At 71.6% G+C, this 25,726-nt stretch carries 21 protein-coding genes; 11 read left to right on the plus strand and 10 right to left on the minus strand.

Annotated elements, in window-relative coordinates:
* Positions 1–105 precede the first annotated feature (105 nt).
* A complete protein-coding gene (gene serA / locus ACFYXA_RS30690; protein WP_352250016.1) occupies positions 106–1,695 on the plus strand; it encodes a phosphoglycerate dehydrogenase in 1,590 nt (529 codons plus the stop codon).
* Positions 1,696–1,764: 69 nt separating this feature from the next.
* Here the strand turns inward: serA and ACFYXA_RS30695 are convergent, their stop codons facing one another.
* Positions 1,765–3,270 carry an MFS transporter gene (locus ACFYXA_RS30695; protein WP_389039033.1) on the minus strand — a complete coding sequence of 502 codons (1,506 nt, stop codon included), beginning with the start codon at positions 3,268–3,270 and terminating at the stop codon, positions 1,765–1,767.
* A gap of 124 nt (positions 3,271–3,394) precedes the next feature.
* Between ACFYXA_RS30695 and ACFYXA_RS30700 the strand changes: the two genes are divergently transcribed.
* A complete protein-coding gene (locus tag ACFYXA_RS30700) occupies positions 3,395–3,997 on the plus strand; it encodes a TetR/AcrR family transcriptional regulator (protein WP_352253631.1) in 603 nt (200 codons plus the stop codon).
* A gap of 9 nt (positions 3,998–4,006) precedes the next feature.
* On the opposite strand, the gene ACFYXA_RS30705 is transcribed toward ACFYXA_RS30700, so the two are convergent.
* Positions 4,007–5,263 (minus strand): PucR family transcriptional regulator, encoded by a 1,257-nt coding sequence (locus ACFYXA_RS30705; protein WP_389039036.1) that lies wholly within the window; start codon positions 5,261–5,263, stop codon positions 4,007–4,009.
* Positions 5,264–5,404: 141 nt separating this feature from the next.
* Between ACFYXA_RS30705 and ACFYXA_RS30710 the strand changes: the two genes are divergently transcribed.
* The 3 genes from ACFYXA_RS30710 to ACFYXA_RS30720 all read left to right on the plus strand — a co-directional run bounded on the left by ACFYXA_RS30710 (position 5,405) and on the right by ACFYXA_RS30720 (position 8,442).
* Entirely contained in the window at positions 5,405–6,331 is a 927-nt protein-coding gene (locus ACFYXA_RS30710; protein ID WP_389039039.1) for a proline dehydrogenase family protein, read from the plus strand.
* A gap of 81 nt (positions 6,332–6,412) precedes the next feature.
* Complete coding sequence (gene pruA, locus ACFYXA_RS30715) at positions 6,413–8,044, plus strand: L-glutamate gamma-semialdehyde dehydrogenase (RefSeq protein WP_352253637.1); 1,632 nt, start codon at positions 6,413–6,415, stop codon at positions 8,042–8,044.
* 266 nt (positions 8,045–8,310) lie between these two features.
* Positions 8,311–8,442 carry a hypothetical protein gene (locus ACFYXA_RS30720; protein WP_130443230.1) on the plus strand — a complete coding sequence of 44 codons (132 nt, stop codon included), beginning with the start codon at positions 8,311–8,313 and terminating at the stop codon, positions 8,440–8,442.
* 107 nt (positions 8,443–8,549) lie between these two features.
* Here the strand turns inward: ACFYXA_RS30720 and ACFYXA_RS30725 are convergent, their stop codons facing one another.
* Complete coding sequence (locus ACFYXA_RS30725; RefSeq protein ID WP_389039042.1) at positions 8,550–10,121, minus strand: purple acid phosphatase family protein; 1,572 nt, start codon at positions 10,119–10,121, stop codon at positions 8,550–8,552.
* A gap of 135 nt (positions 10,122–10,256) precedes the next feature.
* On the opposite strand from ACFYXA_RS30725, the gene ACFYXA_RS30730 reads away from it, so the two are divergent.
* The 4 genes from ACFYXA_RS30730 (at position 10,257) to ACFYXA_RS30745 (ending at position 16,112) form a co-directional block, all read left to right on the plus strand.
* Positions 10,257–11,300 (plus strand): 3-isopropylmalate dehydrogenase, encoded by a 1,044-nt coding sequence (locus ACFYXA_RS30730; protein ID WP_351338370.1) that lies wholly within the window; start codon positions 10,257–10,259, stop codon positions 11,298–11,300.
* 250 nt (positions 11,301–11,550) lie between these two features.
* A complete protein-coding gene (locus ACFYXA_RS30735; protein WP_352247197.1) occupies positions 11,551–12,639 on the plus strand; it encodes a branched-chain amino acid aminotransferase in 1,089 nt (362 codons plus the stop codon).
* Positions 12,640–13,003: 364 nt separating this feature from the next.
* Complete coding sequence (gene cimA / locus ACFYXA_RS30740; protein WP_352247196.1) at positions 13,004–14,647, plus strand: citramalate synthase; 1,644 nt, start codon at positions 13,004–13,006, stop codon at positions 14,645–14,647.
* An 88-nt stretch (positions 14,648–14,735) separates the two neighbouring features.
* Positions 14,736–16,112 (plus strand): hypothetical protein, encoded by a 1,377-nt coding sequence (locus ACFYXA_RS30745; protein ID WP_389039046.1) that lies wholly within the window; start codon positions 14,736–14,738, stop codon positions 16,110–16,112.
* Between the two features lie 72 nt (positions 16,113–16,184).
* Here ACFYXA_RS30745 and ACFYXA_RS30750 read toward each other — a convergent pair whose 3' ends face one another.
* Positions 16,185–16,967, minus strand: coding sequence for a serine protease (locus tag ACFYXA_RS30750; protein ID WP_351095843.1), 783 nt, complete (start codon positions 16,965–16,967; stop codon positions 16,185–16,187).
* Between the two features lie 355 nt (positions 16,968–17,322).
* Here ACFYXA_RS30750 and ACFYXA_RS30755 point away from each other — a divergent pair, with 355 nt between their 5' ends.
* Positions 17,323–18,918, plus strand: a complete 1,596-nt coding sequence (locus ACFYXA_RS30755) for an acyl-CoA carboxylase subunit beta (RefSeq protein WP_351095845.1) — start codon at positions 17,323–17,325, stop codon at positions 18,916–18,918.
* Between the two features lie 57 nt (positions 18,919–18,975).
* Positions 18,976–19,170, plus strand: a complete 195-nt coding sequence (locus tag ACFYXA_RS30760) for an acyl-CoA carboxylase subunit epsilon (protein WP_130443216.1) — start codon at positions 18,976–18,978, stop codon at positions 19,168–19,170.
* 147 nt (positions 19,171–19,317) lie between these two features.
* Here the strand turns inward: ACFYXA_RS30760 and ACFYXA_RS30765 are convergent, their stop codons facing one another.
* The 6 genes from ACFYXA_RS30765 to ACFYXA_RS30790 all read right to left on the minus strand — a co-directional run bounded on the left by ACFYXA_RS30765 (position 19,318) and on the right by ACFYXA_RS30790 (position 25,649).
* Positions 19,318–19,899 carry an ATP/GTP-binding protein gene (locus ACFYXA_RS30765; protein WP_026248371.1) on the minus strand — a complete coding sequence of 194 codons (582 nt, stop codon included), beginning with the start codon at positions 19,897–19,899 and terminating at the stop codon, positions 19,318–19,320.
* Positions 19,880–20,464, minus strand: coding sequence for a DUF742 domain-containing protein (locus tag ACFYXA_RS30770; RefSeq protein ID WP_130443214.1), 585 nt, complete (start codon positions 20,462–20,464; stop codon positions 19,880–19,882). The genes ACFYXA_RS30765 and ACFYXA_RS30770 overlap by 20 nt, the downstream gene beginning before the upstream one ends.
* Before the next feature lie 97 nt (positions 20,465–20,561).
* Complete coding sequence (locus tag ACFYXA_RS30775; RefSeq protein WP_004983065.1) at positions 20,562–20,975, minus strand: roadblock/LC7 domain-containing protein; 414 nt, start codon at positions 20,973–20,975, stop codon at positions 20,562–20,564.
* 10 nt (positions 20,976–20,985) lie between these two features.
* A complete protein-coding gene (locus ACFYXA_RS30780) occupies positions 20,986–24,321 on the minus strand; it encodes a nitrate- and nitrite sensing domain-containing protein (protein WP_389039052.1) in 3,336 nt (1,111 codons plus the stop codon).
* Between the two features lie 373 nt (positions 24,322–24,694).
* Positions 24,695–25,270, minus strand: coding sequence for an ATP/GTP-binding protein (locus ACFYXA_RS30785; protein ID WP_030793795.1), 576 nt, complete (start codon positions 25,268–25,270; stop codon positions 24,695–24,697).
* Complete coding sequence (locus ACFYXA_RS30790) at positions 25,251–25,649, minus strand: DUF742 domain-containing protein (RefSeq protein ID WP_130443210.1); 399 nt, start codon at positions 25,647–25,649, stop codon at positions 25,251–25,253. Before ACFYXA_RS30790 ends, ACFYXA_RS30785 begins: the two co-directional genes overlap by 20 nt.
* Positions 25,650–25,726 lie beyond the last annotated feature (77 nt).

Genomic DNA, 25,726 nt, shown 5'->3' on the forward strand with positions numbered 1-25,726 from the left:
ACGCGTCAGGCCCACAGCGTCGTGCGTCTTCCGCGGCTAGCCACCCTCCACCGCCTGCGGCCGTCGGGACGGCCGTCCGCACGCATTGGACTTGTGAGGACTCACGTGAGCTCGAAACCCGTCGTACTCATCGCTGAAGAGCTGTCGCCCGCCACCGTCGACGCACTCGGGCCGGACTTCGAGATCCGGCACTGCAACGGAGCGGACCGGGCCGAGCTGCTCCCGGCCATCGCCGACGTCGACGCCATCCTGATCCGCTCGGCGACCAAGGTCGACGCCGAGGCGATCGCCGCCGCGCGCAAGCTGAAGGTCGTGGCCCGCGCCGGCGTCGGCCTGGACAACGTCGACGTCTCCGCCGCCACCAAGGCCGGCGTGATGGTCGTCAACGCCCCCACCTCCAACATCGTGACCGCCGCCGAGCTGGCCTGCGGTCTGATCCTCGCCACCGCCCGCAACATCCCGCAGGCCAACGCCGCGCTGAAGAACGCCGAGTGGAAGCGCAGCAAGTACACGGGCGTCGAGCTCGCCGAGAAGACCCTCGGCGTCGTAGGCCTCGGCCGCATCGGCGCGCTCGTCGCCCAGCGGATGTCCGCGTTCGGCATGAAGGTCGTCGCCTACGACCCCTACGTGCAGCCCGCGCGGGCCGCGCAGATGGGCGTCAAGGTGCTGACGCTGGACGAGCTGCTCGAGGTCTCCGACTTCATCACCGTCCACCTACCCAAGACGCCCGAGACGGTCGGTCTCATCGGCGACGAGGCGCTGCGCAAGGTCAAGCCGGGCGTGCGCGTCGTCAACGCCGCGCGCGGCGGGATCGTCGACGAGGAGGCGCTGTACTCGGCGCTCAAGGAGGGCCGGGTCGCCGGCGCCGGCCTCGACGTGTACGCCAAGGAGCCCTGCACCGACTCGCCGCTGTTCGAGTTCGACCAGGTCGTCGCCACCCCGCACCTGGGCGCCTCCACCGACGAGGCCCAGGAGAAGGCCGGCATCGCCGTTGCCAAGTCCGTGCGCCTCGCCCTCGCCGGCGAGCTCGTGCCGGACGCGGTGAACGTCCAGGGCGGCGTCATCGCCGAGGACGTCAAGCCCGGCCTGCCGCTCGCCGAGCGCCTCGGCCGTATCTTCACCGCGCTCGCCGGCGAGGTCGCGGTGCGCCTCGACGTCGAGGTGTACGGCGAGATCACCCAGCACGACGTGAAGGTGCTGGAGCTGTCCGCCCTCAAGGGCGTCTTCGAGGACGTCGTCGACGAGACGGTGTCGTACGTCAACGCCCCGCTGTTCGCCCAGGAGCGCGGCGTCGAGGTGCGGCTGACGACCAGCTCGGAGTCGGCCGACCACCGCAACGTCGTCACCGTGCGCGGCACGCTCGGCAACGGCGAGGAGGTGTCGGTCTCCGGCACGCTGGCCGGCCCCAAGCACCTCCAGAAGATCGTCGCCGTCGGCGACTTCGACGTGGACCTCGCGCTCGCCGACCACATGGTCGTCCTGCGCTACGAGGACCGTCCCGGTGTCGTCGGCACCGTCGGCCGCATCCTCGGCGAGGCGGGCATCAACATCGCCGGCATGCAGGTCGCCCGTGCCGCGGTCGGCGGCGAGGCGCTGGCCGTCCTGACCGTGGATGACACGGTCACCGCGGCCGTGCTGGCCGAGGTGGCGGAGGAGATCGGGGCGACGTCCGCGCGTTCCGTGAACCTCGTCTGACGCGACCCACGCGCGAGCGCCGGGCGGGCTGACCGACGTCAGCCCGCCCGGCGCTCGTCCGTTTCCCCGTCACTTCACGCGGATGCTCCGCAGCGTCATGGCGGCCGCGACCGCCGACCCCGCCAGCAGCACCGCCGCCGCGACCGCCGCACCCTGCATGCCGCTGGTGAACGCCTCCCGCGCGGCCGTCGCCAGGGCGTCTCCCGCGCGCCCCGGAAGCTGATCGGCGATCGCGAGCGCCCCGCCCAGGGTCTCCCGTGCCGCGTCCGGCGCCGAGGCCGGGACGTCGTGGCGGTAGACGGCCGTGCCTATGGAGCCGAGGACGGCCATCCCGAGGGCGCCGCCGAACTCGCCGCCCGTCTCCAGCAGGGAGGAGGCCGAGCCGGCGCGCTCGGCCGGGGCGGCCCCCAGCGCCAGGTCGGTCATCTGGGAGACGACCACGACCATCCCGGAGGCGAGGACCCCGCAGGCGACCAGCACGAGCCACAACGAGGCGGTGCCGGCGGGAAGCAGCAGGGCGTAGCCGGCCGCGGCGATCACGAAGCCCGCCGTGACTACGTAGGCCCGGTTGACCCCCTTCTGGACCAGGGCGGTGGCCAGCGGGGCCGTCATGCCGATCGGCACCGAGGGAAGCAGCGCCCACAGGGCCGCCTCCAGGGCACTCTTGCCGAGGACCGACTGCAGGTACTGCGTGGTGAAGTACGCCGATCCCATCATGCCGAACGAGGCGACCAGGTTGAGGACGACTGCGGGCGCGAAACCGTGGCCGCGGAACAGCGCGGGGGAGATCATCGGTGACTCCGCCGTGCGCTGCCGGTGGACGAAGAGGGCCGCGAAGAGCAGGCCGACGGTGATCGAGACGATGTACTCGGCGTGCACGCCCTCGACGGCGATCTCCTTCAGGCCGTAGATCACGGGCAGCACGGCGGCCATCGACAGCGGGACGCTCGGCAGGTCGAAGCGGCCGGGGGAGGGGTCGCGCGACTCCGGCAGCAGCACCGGGCCGAGGACCAGCAGCAGGACCATCGCGGGCAGGTTGACCAGGAAGACCGAGCCCCACCAGAAGTACTCGACCAGCACCCCGCTCATCACCGAGCCGAGCGCGACGCCCGCCGTCATCACGCCCGACCACAGGCCGATCGCCTTCGCGCGCTGGCCGGGGTCGGTGAACATCGTGCGCAGCAGGGCCATCGTCGACGGCATCAGCGTGGCGCCGCCGATGCCGAGGACCGCGCGGGCGGCGATGAGGGTCTCGGCGCTTCCCGCGTACGCCGCCACCAGGGAGGCGGCGCCGAAGGCGGCCGCGCCGACCAGCAGCAGCCGGCGGCGGCCGAAGCGGTCGCCCAGCGAGCCCATCGTCATCAGCAGGCCGGCCAGGACGAACCCGTAGATGTCGAAGATCCACAGTTGCTGGGCGCCGCTCGGCTCCAGGTCGGCGCTGATGGCCGGGACGGCGAAGTAGAGGACGGAGACGTCCATCGAGACCAGGAGCAGCGGAAGCATCAGGACGCCGAGGGCGGTCCATTCGCGGCGCCCCGCACGGGGACCCGCAGAGGTGTGCGTCGAGTTCGTCATGCCGAGGACTGTACGGCCGTATTAAACGTCTGTCTAGAACGCGCGTATAAAACAGTCGTGTAAAACTGCCGTGTAAAACCCTCGTCTAGGACGGATGTATGGATCGGGAGGTAGGCTGGTCCGCATGGGACACCGTGAGGATCTGCTCGAGGGCGCCAAGCGCTGCCTGGTGCGCAAGGGCTTCGCTCAGACGACGGCGCGCGACATCGTCAAGGAGTCGGGGACCAACCTGGCCTCGATCGGCTACCACTACGGCTCGAAGGACGCGCTGCTCGCGCAGGCCTACGTGGCGCTGGTGGAGGACATGGGCCCGGCCTTCGAGGGCGGCGGCGAGGGAAGCCTTCCCGGCGAGCCGGGCTCGCTGGAGCGTTTCCAGGCGCTCTGGTCCAACATCATCGGCACCATGCGGGAGCCCGGCTCGATCTGGCGGCTGGGCATGGAGGCCCTGGTCATGGGCGACCGGATGCCCGAGGTGCGCGACCATCTGGCGCGGGCCCAGCGGGAGGCGGGACGCGGTCTCGTGCCCCTGCTCATGGGCGGACGCGAGGAGGACGTCTCCGACGAGACCGCGGACACCCTCGGCGCCTTCTGCGTCACCCTGATGACGGGCCTCATCGCCCAGTGGAACTTCGACCCGGCGACCGCCCCCGACGCCGACCGGCTCACCGAGGGGATGCGCCAGGTGATCGCGGGGATGCGGCCCGCCGAGCACACCACCGCTTCCTGAGGCGCGGCCTCACAGCCGGCGCGCCTTGAGCGCCATGTGCAGCAGCAGGCGGTCCTCGCCGTCGTCGAGGTCGAGGCCGGTCAGCTGCTCGACCCGGGACAGCCGGTAGTACAGCGTCTGGCGGTGGACGCCCAGCTCCGCCGCCGTGCGGCCGGCCTGGCCCGCGCAGTCCAGATACGTCTCGGCGGTGTGGGCCAGCTCCCGGTGCGCGGGGGCCAGCAAGGCGTGGACGGCTTGGTCGTGGACGGCCTCCGGGGGCAGCGCGGTCAGCAGCCGGTACGGCCCGATGTCCGCCCACCGGGCGACCGGCCCCAGCCGCGGCTCGGCGAGCACCGCCCGCGCCGACGCCGAAGCCTCCCGCCACGCCGTGCCCAACTCCGCGAGACCCGCCCGCCCCTCGGCCACCCCGGCGGCCGCGCGCGCCCCGGCGCCCTTCGCCGGGTCCGCCCCCGCGTCCCCGCCCGTCACCCGCTCCAGCAACCGCCCCGCCACCACGGTCGCCGGCGTCGACGCGGACGCCGAGCGGAGGCGGACCAGCACCGCGAGGCACTGCTCCGCCGCGCCCCACGGGACCGTGCACAGGGCCTCCGCGCCGGCGAGCGTGCGCAGGGAGGGGGCCTCGGCGGGATCGGCGGACGGCCAGGGGGCCACGCACACCACCGTGTGGGGGGCGTCCGCGCGCGAGCCCAGGGCGGTGCGCAGCTCGGCCACCGCCATGTCCCGCTGCCAGCCCCGCCCGGCGGTCAGCACCGCCCGCAGCTCCCGGGTGAGGCCCGCGCCGTGCCGGGCCTCGTCGGCGAGCAGCGCGCCGATCCGGGCGGTCACCCGCATCGCGGCGGCCAGCTGCTCGTCCGAGGGGCCGGGGTCGCCCTCCAGCAGCCAGACGTAACCGAGGACGACGCCCCGATGCCGCACCGGGAGGCACACACGGCCCCGGTGGACGCCGGCCTCGGGGGTCGGCGGGATACGGACCGGGCCGGTCGCCCGGGTGATGCCGAACCCCTCGAACCACGCCCGGACCGCGGCCGTGGAGCGCCGGGTCAGGATCGAGCGGGTGCGTACCGGGTCCAGGGCGGCGGCGTCGAGCTCGTCGTCGCTGTCGTACGCGCCGAAGGCGATCAGCTCGAAGTCGCGGTTCTCCAGCGTCGCCGGCGCGCCCAGCAGCTCCGACAGCTCGTCGACCAGCTCCTGGTAGTCGCCCCTGAAGTCCCGGAAGTCGCCGCTCACCACGCCATTCTCCCGCATCGCGCGCGACCCTTCATACATCTGTCTGAGATCCGCGGCACGGATGCGTGACAGCTGTCGATGGCAGACGATCGGAGGGATCCTTAGGTTTCACGGTGGTTCTCCGTGCCGTCCCGGATCGTCGGGAACGGCCTCGTGTGGGTTGGTATGTGGAGGTGCCCCGTGCTGGGTCCCGTGATTCTCGCCGCGTCGCGCAGCGACCGGATGCGTCGCCTGATCTCGGCGGCCCCGGTGACCAAGCAGGTCGTCGACCGCTTCATCCCGGGCGAGACCGTCGAAGACGTGCTCCCCATCATCGAGGAGCTCACCGCCCGCGGCCTGGAGCTGACGATGGACGTCGTCGGCGAGGACATCACCACGCCCGAGCAGGCCGCCGCGGCCCGTGACGCCTACCTGGAGCTGATCGGCCGGCTGGCCGGGCTGGAGCTCGGCGAGCGCGTCGAGATGTCCGTGAAGCTGTCGATGTTCGGCCAGGCGCTCCCCGGCGGCCACGAGCTGGCGCTCGCCAACGTCCGCCCGGTCGTCGAGGCCGCCGCCGCCATCGGCACCACCGTCACCCTCGACGCCGAGGACCACACCACCCTCGACTCGATGTTCGCCATCCACGAGGAGCTGCGGAAGGACTTCCCGCAGACCGGCTGCGTCATCCAGGCCTACCTCTTCCGCACCGAGGCCGACGCCCGCCGCCTCGCCGGCAGCGGCAGCCGCGTCCGCCTGGTGAAGGGCGCGTACAAGGAGCCCGCAGAGGTCGCCCACCAGGACAAGCACGAGATCGACAAGGCGTACGTCCGCGTGCTGCGGACGCTGATGGAGGGCGAGGGGTACCCGATGATCGGGTCGCACGACCCGCGCCTGATCTCCATCGCCCAGGAACTGGCCCGGCGCGCCGGCCGCAAGCTCGACGAGTACGAGTTCCAGATGCTGTACGGCATCCGCGGCGAGGAACACCTCCGGCTCGCCGCCGAGGGCCACCGCATGCGCGTCTACACCGCCTACGGCACCGACTGGTACGGCTACTTCATGAGGCGCCTCGCGGAGAAGCCGGCGAACCTGCGCTTCTTCGCGCGGAGCATGGTCACCAAGGGCTGAGCCCGCATCACCCCGCCGGCGACACCCCGCCGCCCGCACCACCCCGCTCGTAACACCGCTCAGTAAGGAGTAGAGGAACCCATGGACGCTGTGACCCAGGTCCCCACCCCCGTCAACGAGCCGGTGCACGGCTACGCCCCCGGCTCGCCCGAGCGGGCCCGGCTGGAGGTCAAGCTCAAGGAGCTGGCCGAGAACCCGGTCGACCTGCCGTGCACCATCGGCGGCGAGAAGCGGATGGGCGGCGGCGACGCCTTCCAGGTGGTGCAGCCGCACAACCACAAGGCCGTCCTCGGCACCTACCGCAACGCGACCAGGCAGGACGCGCAGGACGCCGTCGACGCGGCCCTCGCCGCCGCGCCCGCCTGGCGCGCCATGTCCTTCGACGACCGCGCCGCGATCATCCTGCGCGCCGCCGAACTGCTGGCCGGCCCCTGGCGCGAGACCCTGGCCGCCTCCACCATGCTCGGCCAGTCCAAGACCGCCCAGCAGGCCGAGATCGACACCCCCTGCGAGCTCGTCGACTTCTGGCGCTTCAACGTCCACTACGCCCGCCAGATCCTGGCCGAGCAGCCCCCGGCCAACTCCCCGGGCGTGTGGAACCGGCTGGACCACCGCCCGCTGGAGGGCTTCGTCTACGCGATCACGCCGTTCAACTTCACGGCCATCGCGGGCAACCTGCCCACCGCCCCGGCGCTGATGGGCAACGTCGTCGTGTGGAAGCCGTCCCCGACGCAGACCCACGCCGCCGTGCTGCTGATGCGGCTGCTGGAGGAGGCGGGACTGCCCAAGGGCGTCATCAACCTCGTCACCGGCGACGGCATCGAGGTCTCCGAGGTCGCCCTCAACCACCGCGACCTCGCCGGCATCCACTTCACCGGCTCGACCAAGACCTTCCAGTACCTGTGGAAGACGGTCGGCGCCAACATCGAGAAGTACCGCTCCTACCCGCGGCTGGTCGGCGAGACCGGCGGCAAGGACTTCGTCGTCGCCCACCCGAGCGCCGACCGCGCCGTCCTCAAGACCGCGCTGACCCGCGGCGCGTTCGAGTACCAGGGTCAGAAGTGCTCGGCCACCTCCCGCGCCTACATCCCCGCGTCCATCTGGAACGACGGCTTCCGTGAGGAGTTCGCCGCCGAGGTCGACGGCATCGCCATGGGCGACGTCACCGACCTCTCGCACTTCATCGGCGCCGTCATCGACGAGCGCGCCTTCGCCAAGAACAAGGCCGCCATCGACCGCGCCCAGGACGACCCGTCCTGCACGATCGTCGCCGGCGGCAGCTACGACGACTCGGTCGGCTGGTTCGTCCGCCCGACCGTCATCGAGTGCACCGACCCGGACAACGAGGTCTTCACCACCGAGTACTTCGGCCCGATCCTCGCCGTGCACGTGTACGAGGACGACCGCTACGACGAGATGCTGACCCAGATGGAGTCGGCCTCCGACTACGCCCTGACCGGCTCGGTCATCTCCGGCGACCGCGCGGCCGCCGCGTACACGATGGAGAAGCTGCGCTACGCGGCCGGCAACTTCTACATCAACGACAAGTCCACCGGCGCCGTCGTCGGCCAGCAGCCCTTCGGCGGCGGCCGCGCCTCCGGCACCAACGACAAGGCCGGCGCCCCGCAGAACCTGACGCGCTGGACCCTGACCCGCGCCATCAAGGAGACGCTGGTCGCGCCGACCGACTACACCTACCCGCACATGGGCTGACGCCCCGTCGAGAGGGCCGGTCCGGGGTCATCAACCCCCGGGCCGGCCCTTCGCCGTCTCAGATAGTAGGAAGTCCGAGTAATTGTGGAGACAGGCGCGCGCTCCTCGCTTAGCTTTGTAGGAGCCGAACGTCTCGCTCGATCCAGCGAATGGCGGTCGTGAGCCAGGCCCCGTGCAGGCAACCCCTGCGGCCGGCGCTCCCCGCCCATCCGGCGTCTCGTACCCCCTGCCGTGCTCCCTGTCCTGTGAGAAGGAGTCGATTCCCCATGGCCGAGACGACCGTCCGCCGCCGAGTCCGCCGCGTCTCCCGCACGAGCGAGTCCGACCGCAAGAACGCCGCCGCCGCCCTCCAGCGCGCCCTCGACCGCCGGGACAACGGCGGCGAGACGGGCCACTGACGCCGCCTCAGCCCGCCCGGCCCTCCTGAACCGGGAGCCGCCCGCCGGGAGCCGCACCCCGGGAGCCGCACCCGCCGAGGGGTGCGGCGCGGAGCCCGAACGGGACCTCAGGCTCCGCGCCGCACCTCGAACCGGTCGATCCGCGCGCCGTCCGCCGCGCGCGCCGACACCGTCAGCCGCGGTGACGGACCCGCGACCGCCTCCACCACGAGGAACGAGAAGCCGCGGTAGCGCACCCGCGACCACTCCACCGTCTCCGCCGCCCGCTCCCCGGACCGGGTCCACCGGAAGCTGTCGATCTCCCGGTGGCGGGTGACGTGCCCCTCGTAGCTCTCCGCCACGCCCGCCTGGAACCCGTACAGCGCCCGGCCGCCGCCGCCCGCCGTCACGTACACGGTCCCGTCCCGCGCGGGATCGGCCGAGCCGCCGACCGGCACCGGCCGGCCCACCCCGCCGTCCCTCACGGCGTCCGTCCGCTCGTACACGTGGTTGTGACCGTTGATCACCAGGTCCACCCGGTGCTCCTCGAACAGCGGCAGCCACGCGTCGCGCACCCCGCCGTCGGAGGCGTGCGTCGAGGTCGAGTGGACGCAGTGGTGGAAGAAGACCACGACGAAGTCCACCTCGTCGGCGGCCCGCAGCGCGCCCAGCGTCCGCCGCAGCCAGGCCGTCTGCCGGCCACCCGTCCGCCCCAGGTTCGCGGGGATCTCGTACGACACGTCGTTCGCGTCCAGCGCCACCACGCCCACGTTGCCGTAGACGAAGGAGTACGCGCCCGGCGTCGTGCGCGGGGCGAAGCCGCTGTCGGGGAGGGAGAAGCGGGCGAGGAGGCCGCCGTAGCCGTCGGGGGAGTACCAGGCCTCCATGTCGTGGTTGCCGGTGGTCGCCAGCCACGGCGTCGAGCGCGCCACCGGCTCGCTCTGCCGCCAGAACGCGTCCCACACCAACGGGTCGTAACCGTCCGACCGGGCGCCCTGCCCGGCGCCGTCCGCGTAGCAGATGTCGCCGGCGTGCAGATGGAACGCGGGCCGCTCCCGGGCCAGCAGCCGGTTGACCGCGACCGGGCCCCGGCCGACGCCCTGGTCGCCGAAGGCGGTGAAGACGAACCGCTCCGGACGGGCCGGCGCCGTGCGGAACGAGGCGATCGAGGCGCGGTGCTCCCGGGCGGCCGGGTCGAAACCGTCGTGGCCGACGCCGTAGTAGTACGTCGTGCCCGGCAGCAGATCGTCCAGGGCCGCGTGCACGTAGTACTGCTCCACGGCCGGGCGCACACCCCGGACCCCGGGCGTGTACAGGGGGCGCACCTCGGCCTCGGTCTTCGCGCCCAGCGCGTCGGGGCGGGCGCCGAGGCGGACGAACGGACGGCGGACCGGGGCGGGCACCTGCCAGGAGACCCGCATCCGGGTGCGCGGGTCGGCGCCGAAGGAGAGGTGGCGGCCGAAGGGGACGACGTCGCGGCCGGCGACCTCCCCGGCCGTGGGCCGCGGCGCGGGCGCGGCCGGCGAGCATCCGGTGAGCAGCCCGCCCGCGACCGAGCCCGCCAGCGCCCCGGCGCCCGCCAGCGCCCGGCGGCGCGACGGCCTCGCCCGCCGGTGCGCGCTCCACAGGTACTCGTACTGCTCCGCCATGCTCATCCGCTCCGCGAGCCGGGGCGGAATGCCGACGTCCGGTGTCTCCATGCCCCCCACCCTCCCCGTAGGCCCCGACGGCCGTCCGGCGAACGAGGGAATCCGCGTCCGGCTCACCCCGCAACCGGGCTGTCCGTATGCCGGACGATCCGTGTCATCCCATGGGACGAGGAGTAGGGTGCCCGCATGTCTCGCAGCATCGATCTCGCAGTGATCCCCGGTGACGGCATCGGCCAGGAAGTCGTGGCCGAAGGCCTCAAGGTCCTCTCCGCCGTCCTCCCGCAGGATGTGAAGCTGGAGACCAAGGAGTACGACTTCGGCGCCCAGCGCTACCACGCCACCGGTGAGACCCTCACCGACGCCGACCTCGACGCCCTCAAGCGGCACGACGTGATCCTGCTCGGCGCGATCGGCGACCCGAGCGTCCCCTCCGGCGTGTTGGAGCGCGGCTTCCTGCTCAAGCTCCGCTTCGCCTTCGACCACCACGTCAACCTGCGTCCGTCGAAGCTGCTCCCGGGCGTCGCCACCCCGCTCGCCGGCGAGCCGCAGATCGACTTCGTCGTCGTCCGCGAGGGCACCGAGGGCCCCTACACCGGCAACGGCGGCACGATCCGCAAGGGCACCGAGCACGAGGTCGCCACCGAGGTGTCCGTCAACACGGCCTTCGGCGTCGAGCGCGTGGTCCGCGACGCCTTCGCCCGCGCCCAGGCCCGCCCGCGCAAGAAGCTCGCGCTGATCCACAAGAACAACGTGCTGACCTTCGCCGGCCACCTGTGGACGAACGTCTTCAACAAGGTCGCGGCGGAGTTCCCCGAGGTCACCACCGAGTACATGCACGTCGACGCGGCGACCATCTACCTGGTCACCCAGCCCGAGCGCTTCGACGTCATCGTCACCGACAACCTCTTCGGCGACATCATCACCGACCTCGCCGCGGCCGTCTCCGGCGGCATCGGCGTGGCCGCCTCCGGGAACATCAACCCGTCCGGCGAGTTCCCGTCCATGTTCGAGCCGGTCCACGGCTCCGCCCCGGACATCGCCGGCCAGGGCAAGGCCGACCCCACCGCCACGGTCCTGTCCGTCGCGCTCCTCCTGCGCCACCTCGGCTACGACGCCGAGGCCGGCCGCATCGAGGACGCCGTCTCGGCCGACCTCGCCGAGCGCACCGGCAAGCCCGCCCGCTCCACCTCGGAGATCGGCGACGCGCTGGCCGTACGCGTAGCCGGCTGACCCGGGCCGCACGCAGCTTGCACGCAGCCGCCGGGTCGCCTCCGCGCCCGGCGGCTTCCGCATGTCCGCCGCCGGGTGACACCATCGTCCCGGGCCGCATTCACGCCGTTTTCCTCCGTGGCACCCCGCTTGAGACAATCGAACGCGGAGCCGCGGAATGAGGGAATGCTCGGACGTCCTAGCACTGGCCACCGGCCGTGCGGGGGCGTGAGCGCGGCCCGTCACTACAACCGGTGAAGGACACCCACTCATGACGACGCCCACGATCGAGCTCAAGCCCTCCGCGCACCCGCTCGCCGCCGCCGAGCGCGAGGCGATTCTGGCGAACCCCGGCTTCGGCCGCCACTTCACCGACCACATGGTGACGGTCAAGTGGACCGAGGGCCGCGGCTGGCACGACGGCCAGCTCGTTCCGTACGCGCCGATCCCCCTCGACCCGGCCACCAACGTCCTGCACTACGCCCAGGAGATCTTCGAGGGCCTCAAGGCCTACCGCCGCCCCGACGGCTCGGTCGCCACCTTCCGCCCCGACCAGAACGCCAAGCGCTTCCAGCGTTCCGCCCGCCGCCTCGCCATGCCCGAGCTGCCGGTCGAGACCTTCGTCGCGGCGTGCGACGCGCTGGTCGCCCAGGACAAGGACTGGGTGCCCGCGCACGGCGGCGAGGACTCCCTCTACCTACGCCCCTTCATGATCGCCACCGAGGTCGGCCTGGGCGTCAAGCCCGCCAACGAGTACCTCTTCATCGTCATCGCCTCCCCGGCCGGCGCCTACTTCCCGGGCGGCGTCGAGCCCGTCTCCATCTGGGTCTCCGAGGACTACGTCCGCGCCGTCCCCGGCGGCATGGGGGACGCCAAGACGGGCGGCAACTACGCCGCCTCCCTCCTCGCCCAGGCCGAGGCGGCGGCCCACGGCTGCGCCCAGGTCTGCTACCTGGACGCGGTCGAGCGCACCTGGGTGGAGGAGCTCGGCGGGATGAACCTCTACTTCGTCTACGGCGACCGGATCGTGACGCCGTCCCTGACCGGCTCCATCCTCGAAGGCGTCACCCGCGACAGCCTGCTGTCCGTCGCCCGCGACCTCGGCTACCGGGCCGAGGAGGGCCGGGTCTCCGTCGACCAGTGGCAGCGCGACTCCGAGAGCGGCGAGCTGACCGAGGTCTTCGCCTGCGGCACCGCCGCGGTCATCACCCCCGTGGGCACCGTCAAGCGCACCGGCGCCGAGTGGAAGCAGTCCGACGGGCGCCCCGGTGAGGTCACCATGAAGCTGCGCCGGGCGCTGCTCGACATCCAGCGGGGAACGGCCGAGGACAAGCACGGCTGGATGCACGAGCTGGGCTGAGCCGCCCGCCCGGGAGCGCCCCGGGCGGCGCCCCGGGCACGCTGTCCGATTGCCGTCCGTCGGGCGACCGCATCCTGAGACGGTCGGTGAGCGCGGGGGAGGCTTGTGCCAGACTTCCCCCGTGCTCTCGTTCGCCACGATTATTGGCAGCAGGCGCGCCGGTCCGCAGTGACCGCCACGTACGACCAGGTACGGGTGGCCATCGTCGTCCTCGACCCGCGCGCAGACCTCTCGCACCCGCGAGAGGTCTTTCGTTTTCCCGGCCCACCTTCAGCCGGGAGCGAGGTGCGAGGGACCCTCTGGGGGGACGGTGGAGCCGGTCATTCCGGTAAGACCGAAGATCCACAACAGGAGCCTTGAGACCATGACCGAGACGGCAACCAGCGAGCTCGACGACTCGTTCCACGTCTTCGACACCACCCTGCGCGACGGCGCCCAGCGCGAGGGCATCAACCTCACCGTCGCCGACAAGCTCGCGATCGCACGGCACCTGGACGACTTCGGCGTCGGCTTCATCGAGGGCGGCTGGCCCGGCGCCAACCCCCGTGACACCGAGTTCTTCGCCCGCGCCCGGCAGGAGATCGACTTCCGGCACGCCCGGCTCGTCGCCTTCGGCGCGACCCGCCGCGCCGGCGGCAAGGCGTCCGAGGACCCGCAGGTCAAGGCGCTGCTGAACTCGGGCGCGGAGGTCATCACCCTGGTCGCCAAGTCCCACGACCGCCATGTGGAACTCGCGCTGCGCACCACGCTCGAGGAGAACCTGGAGATGGTCCGCGACACCGTCTCCTTCCTCCGCGAGCAGGGCCGCCGCGTCTTCGTCGACTGCGAGCACTTCTTCGACGGCTACCGCGCCAACCCCACCTACGCGAAGGCGGTCGTACGGACGGCCTCCGACGCCGGCGCCGACGTCGTCATCCTGTGCGACACCAACGGCGGCATGCTCCCCGCGCAGATCCAGGCGGTCGTCTCCACCGTCCTCGCCGACACCGGCGCCCGCCTCGGCATCCACGCCCAGGACGACACCGGCTGCGCGGTGGCCAACACGCTCGCCGCGGTGGACGCGGGCGCGACCCACGTCCAGTGCACGGCGAACGGGTACGGCGAGCGGGTCGGCAACGCCAACCTGTTCCCCGTCGTCGCCGCCCTGGAGCTGAAGTACGGCAAGAAGGTCCTGCCCGAGGGCCGGCTGCGCGAGACGACCCGCATCTCGCACGCGATCGCCGAGGTCGTCAACCTCACGCCCTCCACGCATCAGCCGTACGTGGGAGTCTCCGCGTTCGCCCACAAGGCGGGCCTGCACGCCTCCGCGATCAAGGTCGACCCGGACCTGTACCAGCACATCGACCCCGAGCTGGTCGGCAACACCATGCGGATGCTGGTCTCCGACATGGCGGGCCGCGCCTCGATCGAGCTCAAGGGCAAGGAACTCGGCGTCGACCTCGGCGACGACCGGGAACTCGTCGGCCGGGTGGTCGAGCGGGTCAAGGAACGCGAGCTCGAGGGCTACACCTACGAGGCGGCCGACGCCTCCTTCGAACTCCTGCTGCGCGCCGAGCTCGAGGGCCGGCCGCTGAAGTACTTCGCCGTCGAGTCCTGGCGCGCCATCGTCGAGGACCGCCCCGACGGCACCCACGCCAACGAGGCCACGGTCAAGCTGTGGGCCAAGGGCGAGCGCATCGTCGCCACCGCGGAGGGCAACGGCCCCGTCAACGCGCTCGACCGCTCGATGCGGGTGGCCCTGGAGAAGATCTACCCCCAGCTCGCCAAGCTCGACCTGGTCGACTACAAGGTGCGCATCCTGGAAGGGGTCCACGGCACCCAGTCCACGACCCGCGTCCTGATCTCGACGTCGGACGGGGCGGGGGAGTGGTCCACGGTGGGCGTCGCCGAGAACGTCATCGCCGCGTCCTGGCAGGCGCTGGAGGACGCGTACACGTACGGCCTGCTGCGGGCGGGCGTCGAGCCGGCGGAGCCCTCCACCGACGGGGACATCGGTCGTATGTCCTGAGGGGTCCTTGCACGGTGCCCGTCCGGGTCGCGCGGCCTGGCCCCGCACCTCGCCGCCCCTTTGCGCGCCGTTCGGGTAGCGTCGAAGTATGAAGGTCGCACGCTCGACCCGAGGCTTCGCCGGACTGCTGACAGCGCTGGTGCTCGCCGCCCTGACCCTCCTGGCGGCGGGCGCCCCGCGCACGTCCGCCGCCCCCGCCGCCACCAGCGTGTCGACGATCGCCGAGGCGCTCCGCGAGAGCCCGGTGTACGTCGACCCGGAGGCCTCCGGCCAGCTCTCCCCGGCCGACGCGCACGCGCTGCAGAAGAAGATCGAGGACGCCGGCAAGCCGGTGTTCGTCGCCGTCCTGCCGGCCGGCTACCCGACCGCGGGCCTCTTCACCGACCTGCGCACCGCCACCGGCGTGACCGGCCTGTACGCGATCCGCCTCGGCGACCGCTTCGACGCCCGCGCCGACTCCTCGGTGCTGCCGAACACCGCGGTGCGCAACCTCGTCGCGAGCGTCCGTGACGTGACCGGCGCCCGCGACCAGCTGAACGAGTTCACCGACCGCGCGCTGGCCAACATGGGCGGCTCCGCTCCTGCGAGCTGGAGCCCGTCCTCCGGGGGCGGCGCGGTCTCCACCACCGCGCTGATCACCGCGGGCGCGGTCCTGCTGGCCGGCAGCGCGGGCGCGTACTCCGTCGTCCGGCGCAACCGCAGGCGCCGGGCGGAGGAGCAGCGGGCCGCCCTCGACCGCCTCAGGGTCGTCGTCGACGAGGACATCACGGCCTTCGGCGAGGAGCTCGACCGGCTCGACTTCCAGCCGGCCGCCCCCGAGGCCGACGACGCGATGCGCGCCGACTACGAGAGCGCCCTCGACGCCTACGACCGGGCCAAGACGGCCATGGCGGCGGCGACCGCACCGGAGGACGTGCGGGCCGTCACCGAGGCCCTGGAGGACGGCCGGTTCTCCTTGGCCGTCCTCGCCGCCCGCCGCTCCGGCCGGCCGCTGCCCGAGCGCCGCCCGCCCTGCTTCTTCGACCCGCGGCACGGCCCCTCGGTCGCCGACGCGACCTGGACGCCGCCCGGCGGGGCCCCGCGCGAGGTCCCGGTCTGCGCGGCCGACGCCACCCGGCTGGCCGACGGCCGCGACCCGGTGATCCGCGAGGTCGACACCGACTGGGGCCGCCGCCCCTACTGGGAGGCCGGCCCGGCCTACGGCCCCTGGGCGGGCGGCTACTTCGGCGGCGGCATCCTGCCCGGCCTGCTGGTCGGCACCCTGCTCGGCAGCATGATGGCCACCCCCACCTACGCGGCCGACTACGGCTCCGGGTACGGCGACTTCGGCGGCGGCTACGAGGGCGGTGACGTCTCCGGCGCCGACTTCGACCCCGGCGACTTCGGCGGAGGCTTCGGCGGGGGCGACTTCGGCGGCGGAGGCGACTTCGGAGGCGGCGGCGGGGACTTCGGCGGCGGCTTCTGAGACCGGCGGCCGCGTGACCCGCCGACGGGCACGGCGCGGGATGCGCCGTGCCCGCCGATGTCGCACGCCCCGTCAGAGGGAGGCGGCCGCCGAGGCGATCGCCGAGGCGAAGGTGGAGACCTCGGTGTAGACGCCGGGCGCGTTGGCCCGGGCGCAGCCGATGCCCCAGCTGACGATGCCGACCTGGATCCAGGCGTTGTCGGCGTCGCGGCGGAACATGGGACCGCCGGAGTCGCCCTGGCAGGTGTCGACGCCGCCGGCCGCGTAGCCGGCGCAGATCTCCTCGTTGGCGATCAGACCGCTGTAGCCGCTGTACGAGCGACAGGTGGCGTCGCTCACGAACGGCACGGTCGACTTGAGCAGATAGCGCTGCTGGGCCCCGCCCTCACGGGCCGCGCCCCAGCCGGCGATGGTGAAGGTGCCGGTGTTGTACTGCGCGCTCGACGCGATCTTCAGCGTCGGCAGGTTGATCGGCTGGGCGAGCTTGACGAGCGCCCAGTCCTTGCCGTCGCCGTTGTAGCCGGGGGCGCGGTACACGTACGTGGAGCGCACCTGGACGCGGCCCGAGGTGGACTGGAGGTCCACGACGCCCGCGGTGGCGGTGATGCCCGTGTTGGCGCCGGTCGCTCCCACGCAGTGGGCCGCCGTGAGCACGATCTGCTGGGTGTAGAGCGCACCGCCGCAGCCCATGGAGAGCCGGACCATGAACGGGAACTCCCCCTGTGCGGCGCGGGTGCCGCCGACGACGGGGGAGGGGGCGGCCTGTGCGGCCGAGACGGGCTGGAGGCTGACGATCGCGAGGGCGGCGGCGCCGATCGTGGCGCATCTCTTGATCGCCGTGAGGATTCTCTTCACCGTGATGCCTTCCATGGGGGGGTTGGCATGGGCAGGTCAAGCCTGTGGCTGGAGTATGAGAACCCCGCGCCCACCGCACAAGGGAGGCGATTCGGCCACGTACACTCCCCGCCCAAGGGCTCCCGCCCGGCGCGCGCTCATGGCGCGTCACTCGGACGGGTCAGTCGACGCGCCGGTCGGTGTGAAGGGCGTCTCATGGCCCGGCTTTGTGCGACCTCTACAACCGCCCGGCCCTCTGAGCAGTCCGAACGCCTGCAAGCCGCCCCGGTTCTGTTCAGGGGCACCAGGAAAACGGGTCGGAGACTGTACGGAGTCGACGTCTCCCTTTCCTTGGTGCTCTTCGTAAGGTCGCTACATGACCGTTTTGGAAGAGACGACGGGTGAGCCGACCGCCGAGCCCACGGACGCGCGCGGGCGCGTGGCCGAGCTGCACGAGATCCGTGCGCAGGCCCTGGCCGGGCCGGGCGAGAAGGCGACGGCGGCGCAGCACGCGAAGGGCAAGCTGACCGCCCGGGAGCGCATCGAGCTGCTCCTGGACCCGGGCTCCTTCCAGGAGGTCGAGCAGCTGCGCCGGCACCGGGCGACCGGATTCGGCCTGGAGGCGAAGAAGCCGTACACCGACGGCGTCGTCACCGGCTGGGGCACGGTCGAGGGCCGCACGGTCTTCGTCTACGCCCATGACTTCCGCATCTTCGGCGGCGCGCTGGGCGAGGCCCACGCCACGAAGATCCACAAGATCATGGACATGGCCATCGCGGCCGGCGCGCCCCTGGTCTCCCTCAACGACGGCGCCGGCGCCCGTATCCAGGAAGGCGTCTCCGCGCTCGCCGGCTACGGCGGCATCTTCCAGCGCAACACCAAGGCCTCCGGCGTCATCCCGCAGATCAGCGTGATGCTCGGCCCGTGCGCGGGCGGCGCGGCCTACAGCCCCGCCCTCACCGACTTCGTGTTCATGGTCCGCGAGACCTCGCAGATGTTCATCACCGGCCCGGACGTCGTCAAGGCGGTCACCGGCGAGGAGATCACGCAGAACGGCCTCGGCGGCGCCGACGTCCACGCGGAGACCTCCGGCGTCTGCCACTTCGCGTACGACGACGAGGAGACCTGCATCGCGGAGGTCCGCTACCTCCTCTCGCTCCTCCCGCAGAACAACCGCGAGAACCCGCCCCGCGTCGAGTGCTCCGACCCCGCCGAGCGGCGCGGCGAGGCCCTGCTCGACCTGGTCCCGGCGGACGGCAACCGCCCGTACGACATGGCCAAGGTCATCGAGGAGCTCGTCGACGACGGCGAGTACCTGGAGGTCCACGAGCGCTGGGCGCGCAACATCATCTGCGCGCTGGCCCGCCTCGACGGCCAGGTCGTCGGCATCGTCGCCAACCAGCCGCAGGCCCTCGCCGGCGTCCTCGACATCGAGGCCAGCGAGAAGGCCGCCCGGTTCGTGCAGATGTGCGACGCCTTCAACATCCCGATCGTCACCCTTCTGGACGTACCCGGCTTCCTCCCCGGCGTCGACCAGGAGCACGGTGGAATCATCCGCCACGGCGCGAAGCTCCTCTACGCCTACTGCAACGCGACCGTGCCCCGGATCTCCCTGATCCTGCGCAAGGCGTACGGAGGCGCCTACATCGTCATGGACAGCCAGTCCATCGGCGCCGACCTGACCTTCGCCTGGCCCACCAACGAGATCGCCGTCATGGGCGCCGAGGGCGCCGCGGGCGTCATCTTCCGACGTCAGATCGCCGACGCCGAGGACCCCGAGGCCATGCGGGCCCGCATGGTCAAGGAGTACAAGTCCGAGCTGATGCACCCGTACTACGCGGCCGAGCGCGGCCTCGTCGACGACGTCATCGACCCCGCCGAGACCCGCGAGGTGCTCATCAGGTCGCTGGCGATGCTCCAGTCCAAGCACGCCGACCTGCCCTCGCGCAAGCACGGCAACCCCCCGCAGTAACCCAGCGGACGCTCCGCGACACCACAGCGGAAACCTCTTCCACGGAGACTCACTTTCATGAACCCGCCTGACATCCGCGTCGAGAAGGGCCACGCCGAGCCCGAGGAAGTCGCCGCCATCACGGCGATCCTCCTGGCCCGCGCCGCCGCCCGGACCTCCGAGCCCACCCCGACCCACCGCGGCCGCCCCAGGGCCGGCTGGCGCCGCCTGGAACGCGAGAACGGCTTCCGCGCCCCCCACAGCTGGCGGTAGCCTGCGGCGCTTCAGCCGCGTGTACGCCGAGAAGGGCCCCTCCGTCGAGGAGGGGCCCTTCTGCGTGTGGGCGGCAGGCTGCGGCCGGGTCGGCACCGCCGACCCCCGCCGCCGTGGCTGCGCGCCGCGGCGGCGGGAGGAGTTGTCCTACCGGAGTCGAGCCATCAGCGCGTGCTCCACGAGAGTGATCAGCGCCGACTTGGCGTCCGCGCGATGCCGCGCGTCCGTCGTGATGATCGGGGTGTCCGGACCGATCTGCAGCGCCTCGCGCACCTCGTCCGGGTTGTACGGCTGGTTGCCGTCGAAGCCGTTCAGGGCGATCACGAACGGCAGACCCGAGTTCTCGAAGTAGTCGACCGCGGGGAAGCAGTCGGCGAGACGTCGGGTGTCCACGAGCACGATCGCGCCGATGGCGCCGCGTACCAGGTCGTCCCACATGAACCAGAAGCGGTCCTGGCCGGGCGTACCGAAGAGGTACAGGATCAGGTCCTGGTCCAGGGTGATACGGCCGAAGTCCATCGCCACCGTCGTGGTGGTCTTGTCTCCGGTGTGGGTGAGGTCGTCGATGCCTGCCGAAGCAGACGTCATGACGGCCTCGGTACGCAGCGGGTTGATCTCCGAGACGGCCCCGACGAACGTGGTCTTGCCCACGCCGAAGCCACCCGCCACCACGATCTTCGCTGAGGTGGTGGAGCGGGAAGGACCGCCGCTAGAGCTTGCGAAGTCCACTGAGCACCCTTTCGAGCAGTGTCACGTCTGGCTGGCCGCCGGCGTTCTCGTCGCCGCCGGGCTGATGGATGGCGACCAGTCCCGCCTCCGCCAAGTCGGCGACGAGGATCCTGGCCACGCCGAGAGGGATGGTCAGGAGGGCCGAGATCTCGGCCACCGACTTGATCTCACGGCACAGATTGCAGATCCGCTGATGCTCGGGCAGCTGGCCCTGCATCTGGTGCGGCTGCGCAGTGGTGTGCACCAGCGCCTCGATGGCGAGCTGGTAGCGCGGGCGCGTCCGGCCGCCTGTCATGGCGTACGGACGCACCAGGGGGTTGTTCGACGCCCCGGCGGGCGCCGGCTCGGGACGGCGCTGCGGCTGCACGGGCTGGATGCGCGGCGAGTGCGGCTGGTCGTACGGGGACGGCCCGGGACCCTGCGGACCCTGGGGCGTGTACGGCCGCTGCTGGCTCGGGGCGGAGGGGAAGTTGTAACGGTTCGGGTTCTGGGAACCGTCGCCTTGACCCTGGGCAGGGCCGTACGACCAGTTGCCCGAATGTGAACCGCCTGGGGGTGTTGCCACTTTCTCTCCTCCTCCGACTGTGCCTGGCACCCGTTCATGTGGAAGCCGCGTCCCGAAACCCTACGGCCTCGGGACGCCAAAACGCACCGTCCGTCTGTTAGTTGAGAAGGCTTCCTTGGAGCTCCGCACGAAGGTCGGGCGTCAGAACCGTACCGGCACGGTCCACCAGGAGGGCCATCTCGTACCCGATGAGGCCGATGTCCGCCTCCGGGTGCGCGAGAACCGCGAGCGAGGAACCGTCGGAGATGGACATGATGAAGAGGAATCCCCGCTCCATCTCCACAACCGTCTGGTTCACACTGCCTCCCTCGAAGATGCGGGAGGCGCCTGCCGTCAGAGACGTCAGACCGGAGGCGACGGCCGCGAGCTGGTCGGCGCGGTCGCGGGGGAAGCCTTCGGACATCGCCAGAAGGAGTCCGTCGGCGGAGACCACCACCGTGTGGGACACCCCCGGGGTGTTGTCCACGAAGTTGGTGATCAACCAGTTCAGGTTCTGTGCCGCCTGGCTCATCGGGCTCACACTAACGCTCCTGGTTGTAGGTGCTGTCAGGACCGAGGCCCTGGCCGTTCGTTTCACTGCCTGCGTTGCGCCCGCGCTGGACGCCGCGACGCAGGTTGCTCAGCCTGCCTCGGACGTCCTCCGGGGCGCGGGAGACCTGGGGGCCTCCCTGGGGGGTGCTCTCGGCGGTGCCCTCGACCAGATTGGCCTTGGGCACGCGTCGCGGCAGACCGGAGGAGGTGACTCCGCCCGCCTTGGGCTTGCGGAGCGAGGCGGCCTGCTGCCAGCGCGCGTCGTTCGCCGAACGCCAACTGTCGTCGCCCCCGCCGTCGCCCTCCGAAGTGGTGGCCGGCGCTTCCCGGTTCACGGGGCGAGACCCGTTCGAACCGCTCGCCGCCGCGATGGATCCGCGGCGGGGCAGCCCGGCGTCGGTCATCGTGTGGGCGGAGGAGGCGGCCGGACCCGGACGGTCGAAGCCTACGCGGTCCTGCTCACCTGCGTCAGCGGCCTGCGCGGATTCCGTTTCCGGAGCGTACTGGTCCGGGTAACCGTTGCGGTAACCGCTCTGCTGCGGCCAGTCGTCCTGGTAGGACTGCTCCTCGTAGGACCCGAAGCCGTCGGCGGCGTCGGCACGGCCCGCAGAACGCTCGTCCTGCGCCGGCTCCGCGTACGCGGGGTCCGGGTAGCCGCCGTTCTGCGCGTAGCCGCCGTTGTGCGGCGCACCGCCGCCCGTCGGGAAGCCGTCGCCCGCAGAGAAGGTGTCGCCCTGGGGCGCCTGACCGTTCGACGTGAGGTACGGGTCCTCGTACGCCTGTCGCTGCTGCTCGCCGTACGGCGTCTGCTGGTCGTAGGCCGAGGGCTGCTCAGCGTACCCCGTGGCCCCGTTGGCGCCGGCGTCGTAGCCGCCCTGCGCACCGGCGAAGCCGTTCTGGGGCGTGTCGTAGGACTGCTGCTGCTGCGGCTGGCCGAAGTTCTCGCCGTAGGCGGGCGACTCGGGGGCGCGCTGCTGCTGCTGCGACTGCGGCTGCTCTTCGTGCGGCTGGGACTCCAGGGCCGCCCGGCGCTCCTCGCGCATCAGGGAACGGCCCACGGGGTCCAGGTCGCGCAGGTCGTCGGGGACCGAGGGGTAGGCGTTGTCGTCGAAGCCGAGTTCGGCGGCGGTGCGCATCGGCACGCCGTTGCTGAAGTCCTCGGCGCCGAAGTTCTGCTCCGGGATGATCTGCGAGACGGTGAACTCGTCGCGCTCGGCGGGCTGCTCGCCGCCGCCGCCGTGAGTGATCGCGTCCGGCAGCATGACCAGCGAGGTGGTGCCGGCCTGCTCGCCCGAGGGGCGCAGCTGGACGCGGATGCCGTGCCGGTCGGACAGCCGGCCGACCACGAACAGGCCCATGCGCTGGGAGATCGCGGCGTCGACGGTCGGCGGGTTGGCCAGCTTGTGGTTGATGTCCGCGAAGTCCTCGGCGGTCAGGCCGATTCCCTTGTCGTGGATCTCGATCATCACCCGGCCGTCGGGCAGACGGGTCGCGGTGACGCGGACCTTGGTCTGCGGGGAGGAGAACGTCGTCGCGTTCTCCAGCAGCTCGGCCAGCAGGTGCACGAGGTCGGTCACGGCACGGCCGTGGATCTCGGCCTCCGGGACGCCGGACAGCTCGATGCGCTCGTACTGCTCCACCTCGGAGGAGGCGGCGCGCAGCACGTCGACCAGCGGGACCGGCTGGTCCCAGCGGCGGCCGGGCTCCTCGCCGGCGAGGACGAGGAGGTTCTCGCCGTTGCGGCGCATACGGGTCGCCAGGTGGTCCAGGCGGAAGAGGTTCTCCAGCTGGTCCGGGTCGGCCTCGTTGTTCTCCAGGTCGGTGATCAGGGTCAGCTGGCCCTCGATCAGGGACTGGTTGCGGCGCGAGAGGTTGGTGAAGATCGCGTTGATGTTGCCCCGCAGCAGGGCCTGTTCGGCGGCGAGCCGGACGGCCTCGCGGTGGACCTGGTCGAAGGCGCGGGCGACTTCGCCGATCTCGTCGGTGGTGGTGATCGGGATCGGGGCGACCCGGGTGTCGACGCGGCCGGGGTCGGTGCGGGAGAGCTGGTCGACCAGCATCGGCAGTCGCTGCTCGGCGACCCCGAAGGCGGCGTTGCGCAGCTGGCGCATCGACTGGCTCATCTGCCGCGCCATGAGACTGGCGATGATGAAGGCGGCGAGAAGGGCGACGATGACGATGCTGCCGTTGACGATGGCGTCACGGCGGGCGTCGGAGGCGATGTTCCCGGCGTCGCTCACCGCGCGGTCGATGAGTTCCTTCTCGACCTGGCTGTAGGCCTGGAACTTCAGCGTGGCGGCCCCCATCCACGCCTGGGCGGTGATGCCCTTGTCGGCGAGGTCGGAGGGCTTCTGGCCGCTGCCGATGGCCTCGATCATCTTCAGCATGGGGGGCGCGGGGACGTAGTTCTGCCCCGCGGCCTCCGCCTTGGCCTTGGCGTCGGCCGCCAGCTGCTGGCCCTCGGCCTGCTTCTGCTGCAGGACCTGCCGCAGCCGGTTGGCATCCGCCGTGGTGCCGCCGGACACGTACTCCTGGAGCGCGATCTGCTCCAGGTACGCGTACGAGGTGAACGCGGTGACCTGGCGGGTGAAGGTGGTCTCCTCGGGGCTCGGCCGCACCAGCAGGTGCATGCCGATCGAGCGCTGGAGCGACTCGGCGCCCTTGGCCAGGGCGATGGCGTAGACCGTGCGGCCGTAGGCGGTGATGTTGCCGGTGCCCAGGCCGAGTTCGTTGGAGAACTCCATCAGCAGGTGCTCGACGGCGACGTAACCCTCTTCGGTCTGCACCGGGTCGGACTTCGCGGTGTAGGCGGCCGCGCGCACCTTGGCGAGGTTCGGTTCGGCTTCCTCGACAAGGTTCAGCCTGCGCTTGAGGCCCGGCTTGTCCGGCATGCCGACGACTTCGGCGTGGAAGGCCTTGGCCTTCTCGTCGGTGACGGCGCGGGCGTTCTTGACGACCTCGCTGTCCTTCTTGTTCTGCAGGAGCGGCTCGGCGGACACGTCCCGCTCGTTGAGGAGGGCCTCGGCGTACTCGCCGGAGGCGGCCACGATCTTCGCGGTCTTCTCCGCGTCCAGCGCCTCCTGCCAGGTGTCGATCGACGTCTTCACCTGGAAGCCGCCCATGACCAGGCCGACCAGCACGGGTATGAGCAGGATGGCGTTCAGCCGGGTCGGCACGCGCCAGTTGCGCGGGGAGAGACGACCACCGCTCTTGGCGGGTGCGGCCGTCGGCTCCGAGCCGGGCACAGGGGCGGTCGCCGCTCCGCGCGGCGGCGGGGTGAAGTTGCCCCGCGCCGCCGGCTCGGGACTTTTCTTGCTTCGCCTCACTCGACCAACAACCTCTCGGCGGTCGGCACCTTCGTCGTGCCGCAGTGTCTCAGAGCCCGGTCAGCCATCGACCATCAGTACGTCATTGACTATTGGGCAGTTCAGGCATTCCAGCACGTCGGCCTGCGCTCCTCCAAACACCGGTAGGGCACGAATCCTTGTGATGTAAGCCCTAGATAAAACGGTCAAACAGCGCGAGCCCCGTCAAATGACGGGGCTCACGGGAGCGCAGTGAGACCGGACGACCGCGAAGCGTGGCCGTACCACCCGATTCCTCTGCCGAAACGTTATGAACACCGGAGCCGGCCGTGTCAAAGGCCACAGCCGGCTCCGATCCGCCTACGACGGCTGCCGTAGGGCAGCGCCGGGAGCGCTACCGCAGACGCGCCATCAACGCGTGTTCCACCAGGGTGATCAGAGCGCTCTTGGCGTCCGACCGGTGCCGCGCGTCGGTGGTGATGATCGGGGTGTCCGGCCCGATCTGCAGCGCCTCGCGGACCTCCTCCGGCTGGTACGGCTGCTGCCCGTCGAAGCCGTTGAGGGCGACGACGAACGGCAGGCCGCTGTTCTCGAAGTAGTCCACCGCCGGGAAGCAGTCCGCCAGCCGGCGCGTGTCCACCAGCACCACCGCGCCGATCGCACCGCGCACCAGGTCGTCCCACATGAACCAGAACCGGTCCTGACCCGGGGTGCCGAACAGGTAGAGGATCAGGTCCTGGTCGAGCGTGATGCGGCCGAAGTCCATGGCCACCGTGGTGGTGGTCTTGTCCCCGGTGTGGGTGAGGTCGTCGATGCCCGCGCTCGCGGACGTCATCACGGCTTCCGTGCGCAGCGGGTTGATCTCCGAGACGGCGCCCACGAACGTGGTCTTGCCCACGCCGAAGCCGCCCGCCACCACGATCTTCGCGGAGGTGGTGGCCCGGCCCCCGTCAGAGCTTGCGAAGTCCACTGAGCACCCTTTCGAGCAGCGTCACGTCAGGTGCGCCGCCGTTGTTCTCATCGCCGCCCGGCTGGTGGATGGCCACCAGACCGGCCTCGGCGAGGTCCGCGACGAGGATCCGCGCCACGCCCAGCGGCATGGCCAGGAGCGCCGAGACCTCCGCGACCGACTTCACCTCACGGGTGAGGTGGCAGATGCGCTGGTGCTCGGGAAGCAGCCCCATGAGCGCTGCCGGGTCGGCCGTGGTGGTGATCAGCGCCTCGATGGCGAGCTGATAGCGCGGCCGGGTCCGGCCGCCGGTCATCGCGTAAGGACGCACCAGCGGCTGGTCGCCCTCGTCCCCGTACGGCTCCGCGTACGGGTCATGAGAGGCGGTGGGCGGGGTCATGAATCCTCCGGGCGGGACAGCATGTCTCGGTCAGTCGTGCCGTCCGTCGAGGCCGGTGGGGGGATGGTGGCGGCCGG

It is taken from the genome of Streptomyces sp. NPDC002566 (assembly GCF_042889585.1).
GTDB lineage: Bacteria > Actinomycetota > Actinomycetes > Streptomycetales > Streptomycetaceae > Streptomyces.

What these genes read in the sequence shown, in the direction of transcription:
- ACFYXA_RS30745 (WP_389039046.1), top strand. Translation starts at nt 14,736, where the DNA reads ATGAAGGTCGCACGCTCGACCCGAGGCTTCGCCGGACTGCTGACAGCG.
- cimA (WP_352247196.1), top strand. Translation starts at nt 13,004, where the DNA reads ATGACCGAGACGGCAACCAGCGAGCTCGACGACTCGTTCCACGTCTTC.
- pruA (WP_352253637.1), top strand. Translation starts at nt 6,413, where the DNA reads ATGGACGCTGTGACCCAGGTCCCCACCCCCGTCAACGAGCCGGTGCAC.
- ACFYXA_RS30695 (WP_389039033.1), bottom strand. Translation starts at nt 3,270, where the DNA reads ATGACGAACTCGACGCACACCTCTGCGGGTCCCCGTGCGGGGCGCCGC.
- ACFYXA_RS30720 (WP_130443230.1), top strand. Translation starts at nt 8,311, where the DNA reads ATGGCCGAGACGACCGTCCGCCGCCGAGTCCGCCGCGTCTCCCGCACG.
- ACFYXA_RS30735 (WP_352247197.1), top strand. Translation starts at nt 11,551, where the DNA reads ATGACGACGCCCACGATCGAGCTCAAGCCCTCCGCGCACCCGCTCGCC.
- ACFYXA_RS30755 (WP_351095845.1), top strand. Translation starts at nt 17,323, where the DNA reads ATGACCGTTTTGGAAGAGACGACGGGTGAGCCGACCGCCGAGCCCACG.
- ACFYXA_RS30725 (WP_389039042.1), bottom strand. Translation starts at nt 10,121, where the DNA reads ATGGAGACACCGGACGTCGGCATTCCGCCCCGGCTCGCGGAGCGGATG.
- ACFYXA_RS30705 (WP_389039036.1), bottom strand. Translation starts at nt 5,263, where the DNA reads ATGTATGAAGGGTCGCGCGCGATGCGGGAGAATGGCGTGGTGAGCGGC.
- ACFYXA_RS30760 (WP_130443216.1), top strand. Translation starts at nt 18,976, where the DNA reads ATGAACCCGCCTGACATCCGCGTCGAGAAGGGCCACGCCGAGCCCGAG.
- ACFYXA_RS30775 (WP_004983065.1), bottom strand. Translation starts at nt 20,975, where the DNA reads ATGAGCCAGGCGGCACAGAACCTGAACTGGTTGATCACCAACTTCGTG.
- ACFYXA_RS30700 (WP_352253631.1), top strand. Translation starts at nt 3,395, where the DNA reads ATGGGACACCGTGAGGATCTGCTCGAGGGCGCCAAGCGCTGCCTGGTG.
- ACFYXA_RS30730 (WP_351338370.1), top strand. Translation starts at nt 10,257, where the DNA reads ATGTCTCGCAGCATCGATCTCGCAGTGATCCCCGGTGACGGCATCGGC.
- ACFYXA_RS30790 (WP_130443210.1), bottom strand. Translation starts at nt 25,649, where the DNA reads ATGACCCCGCCCACCGCCTCTCATGACCCGTACGCGGAGCCGTACGGG.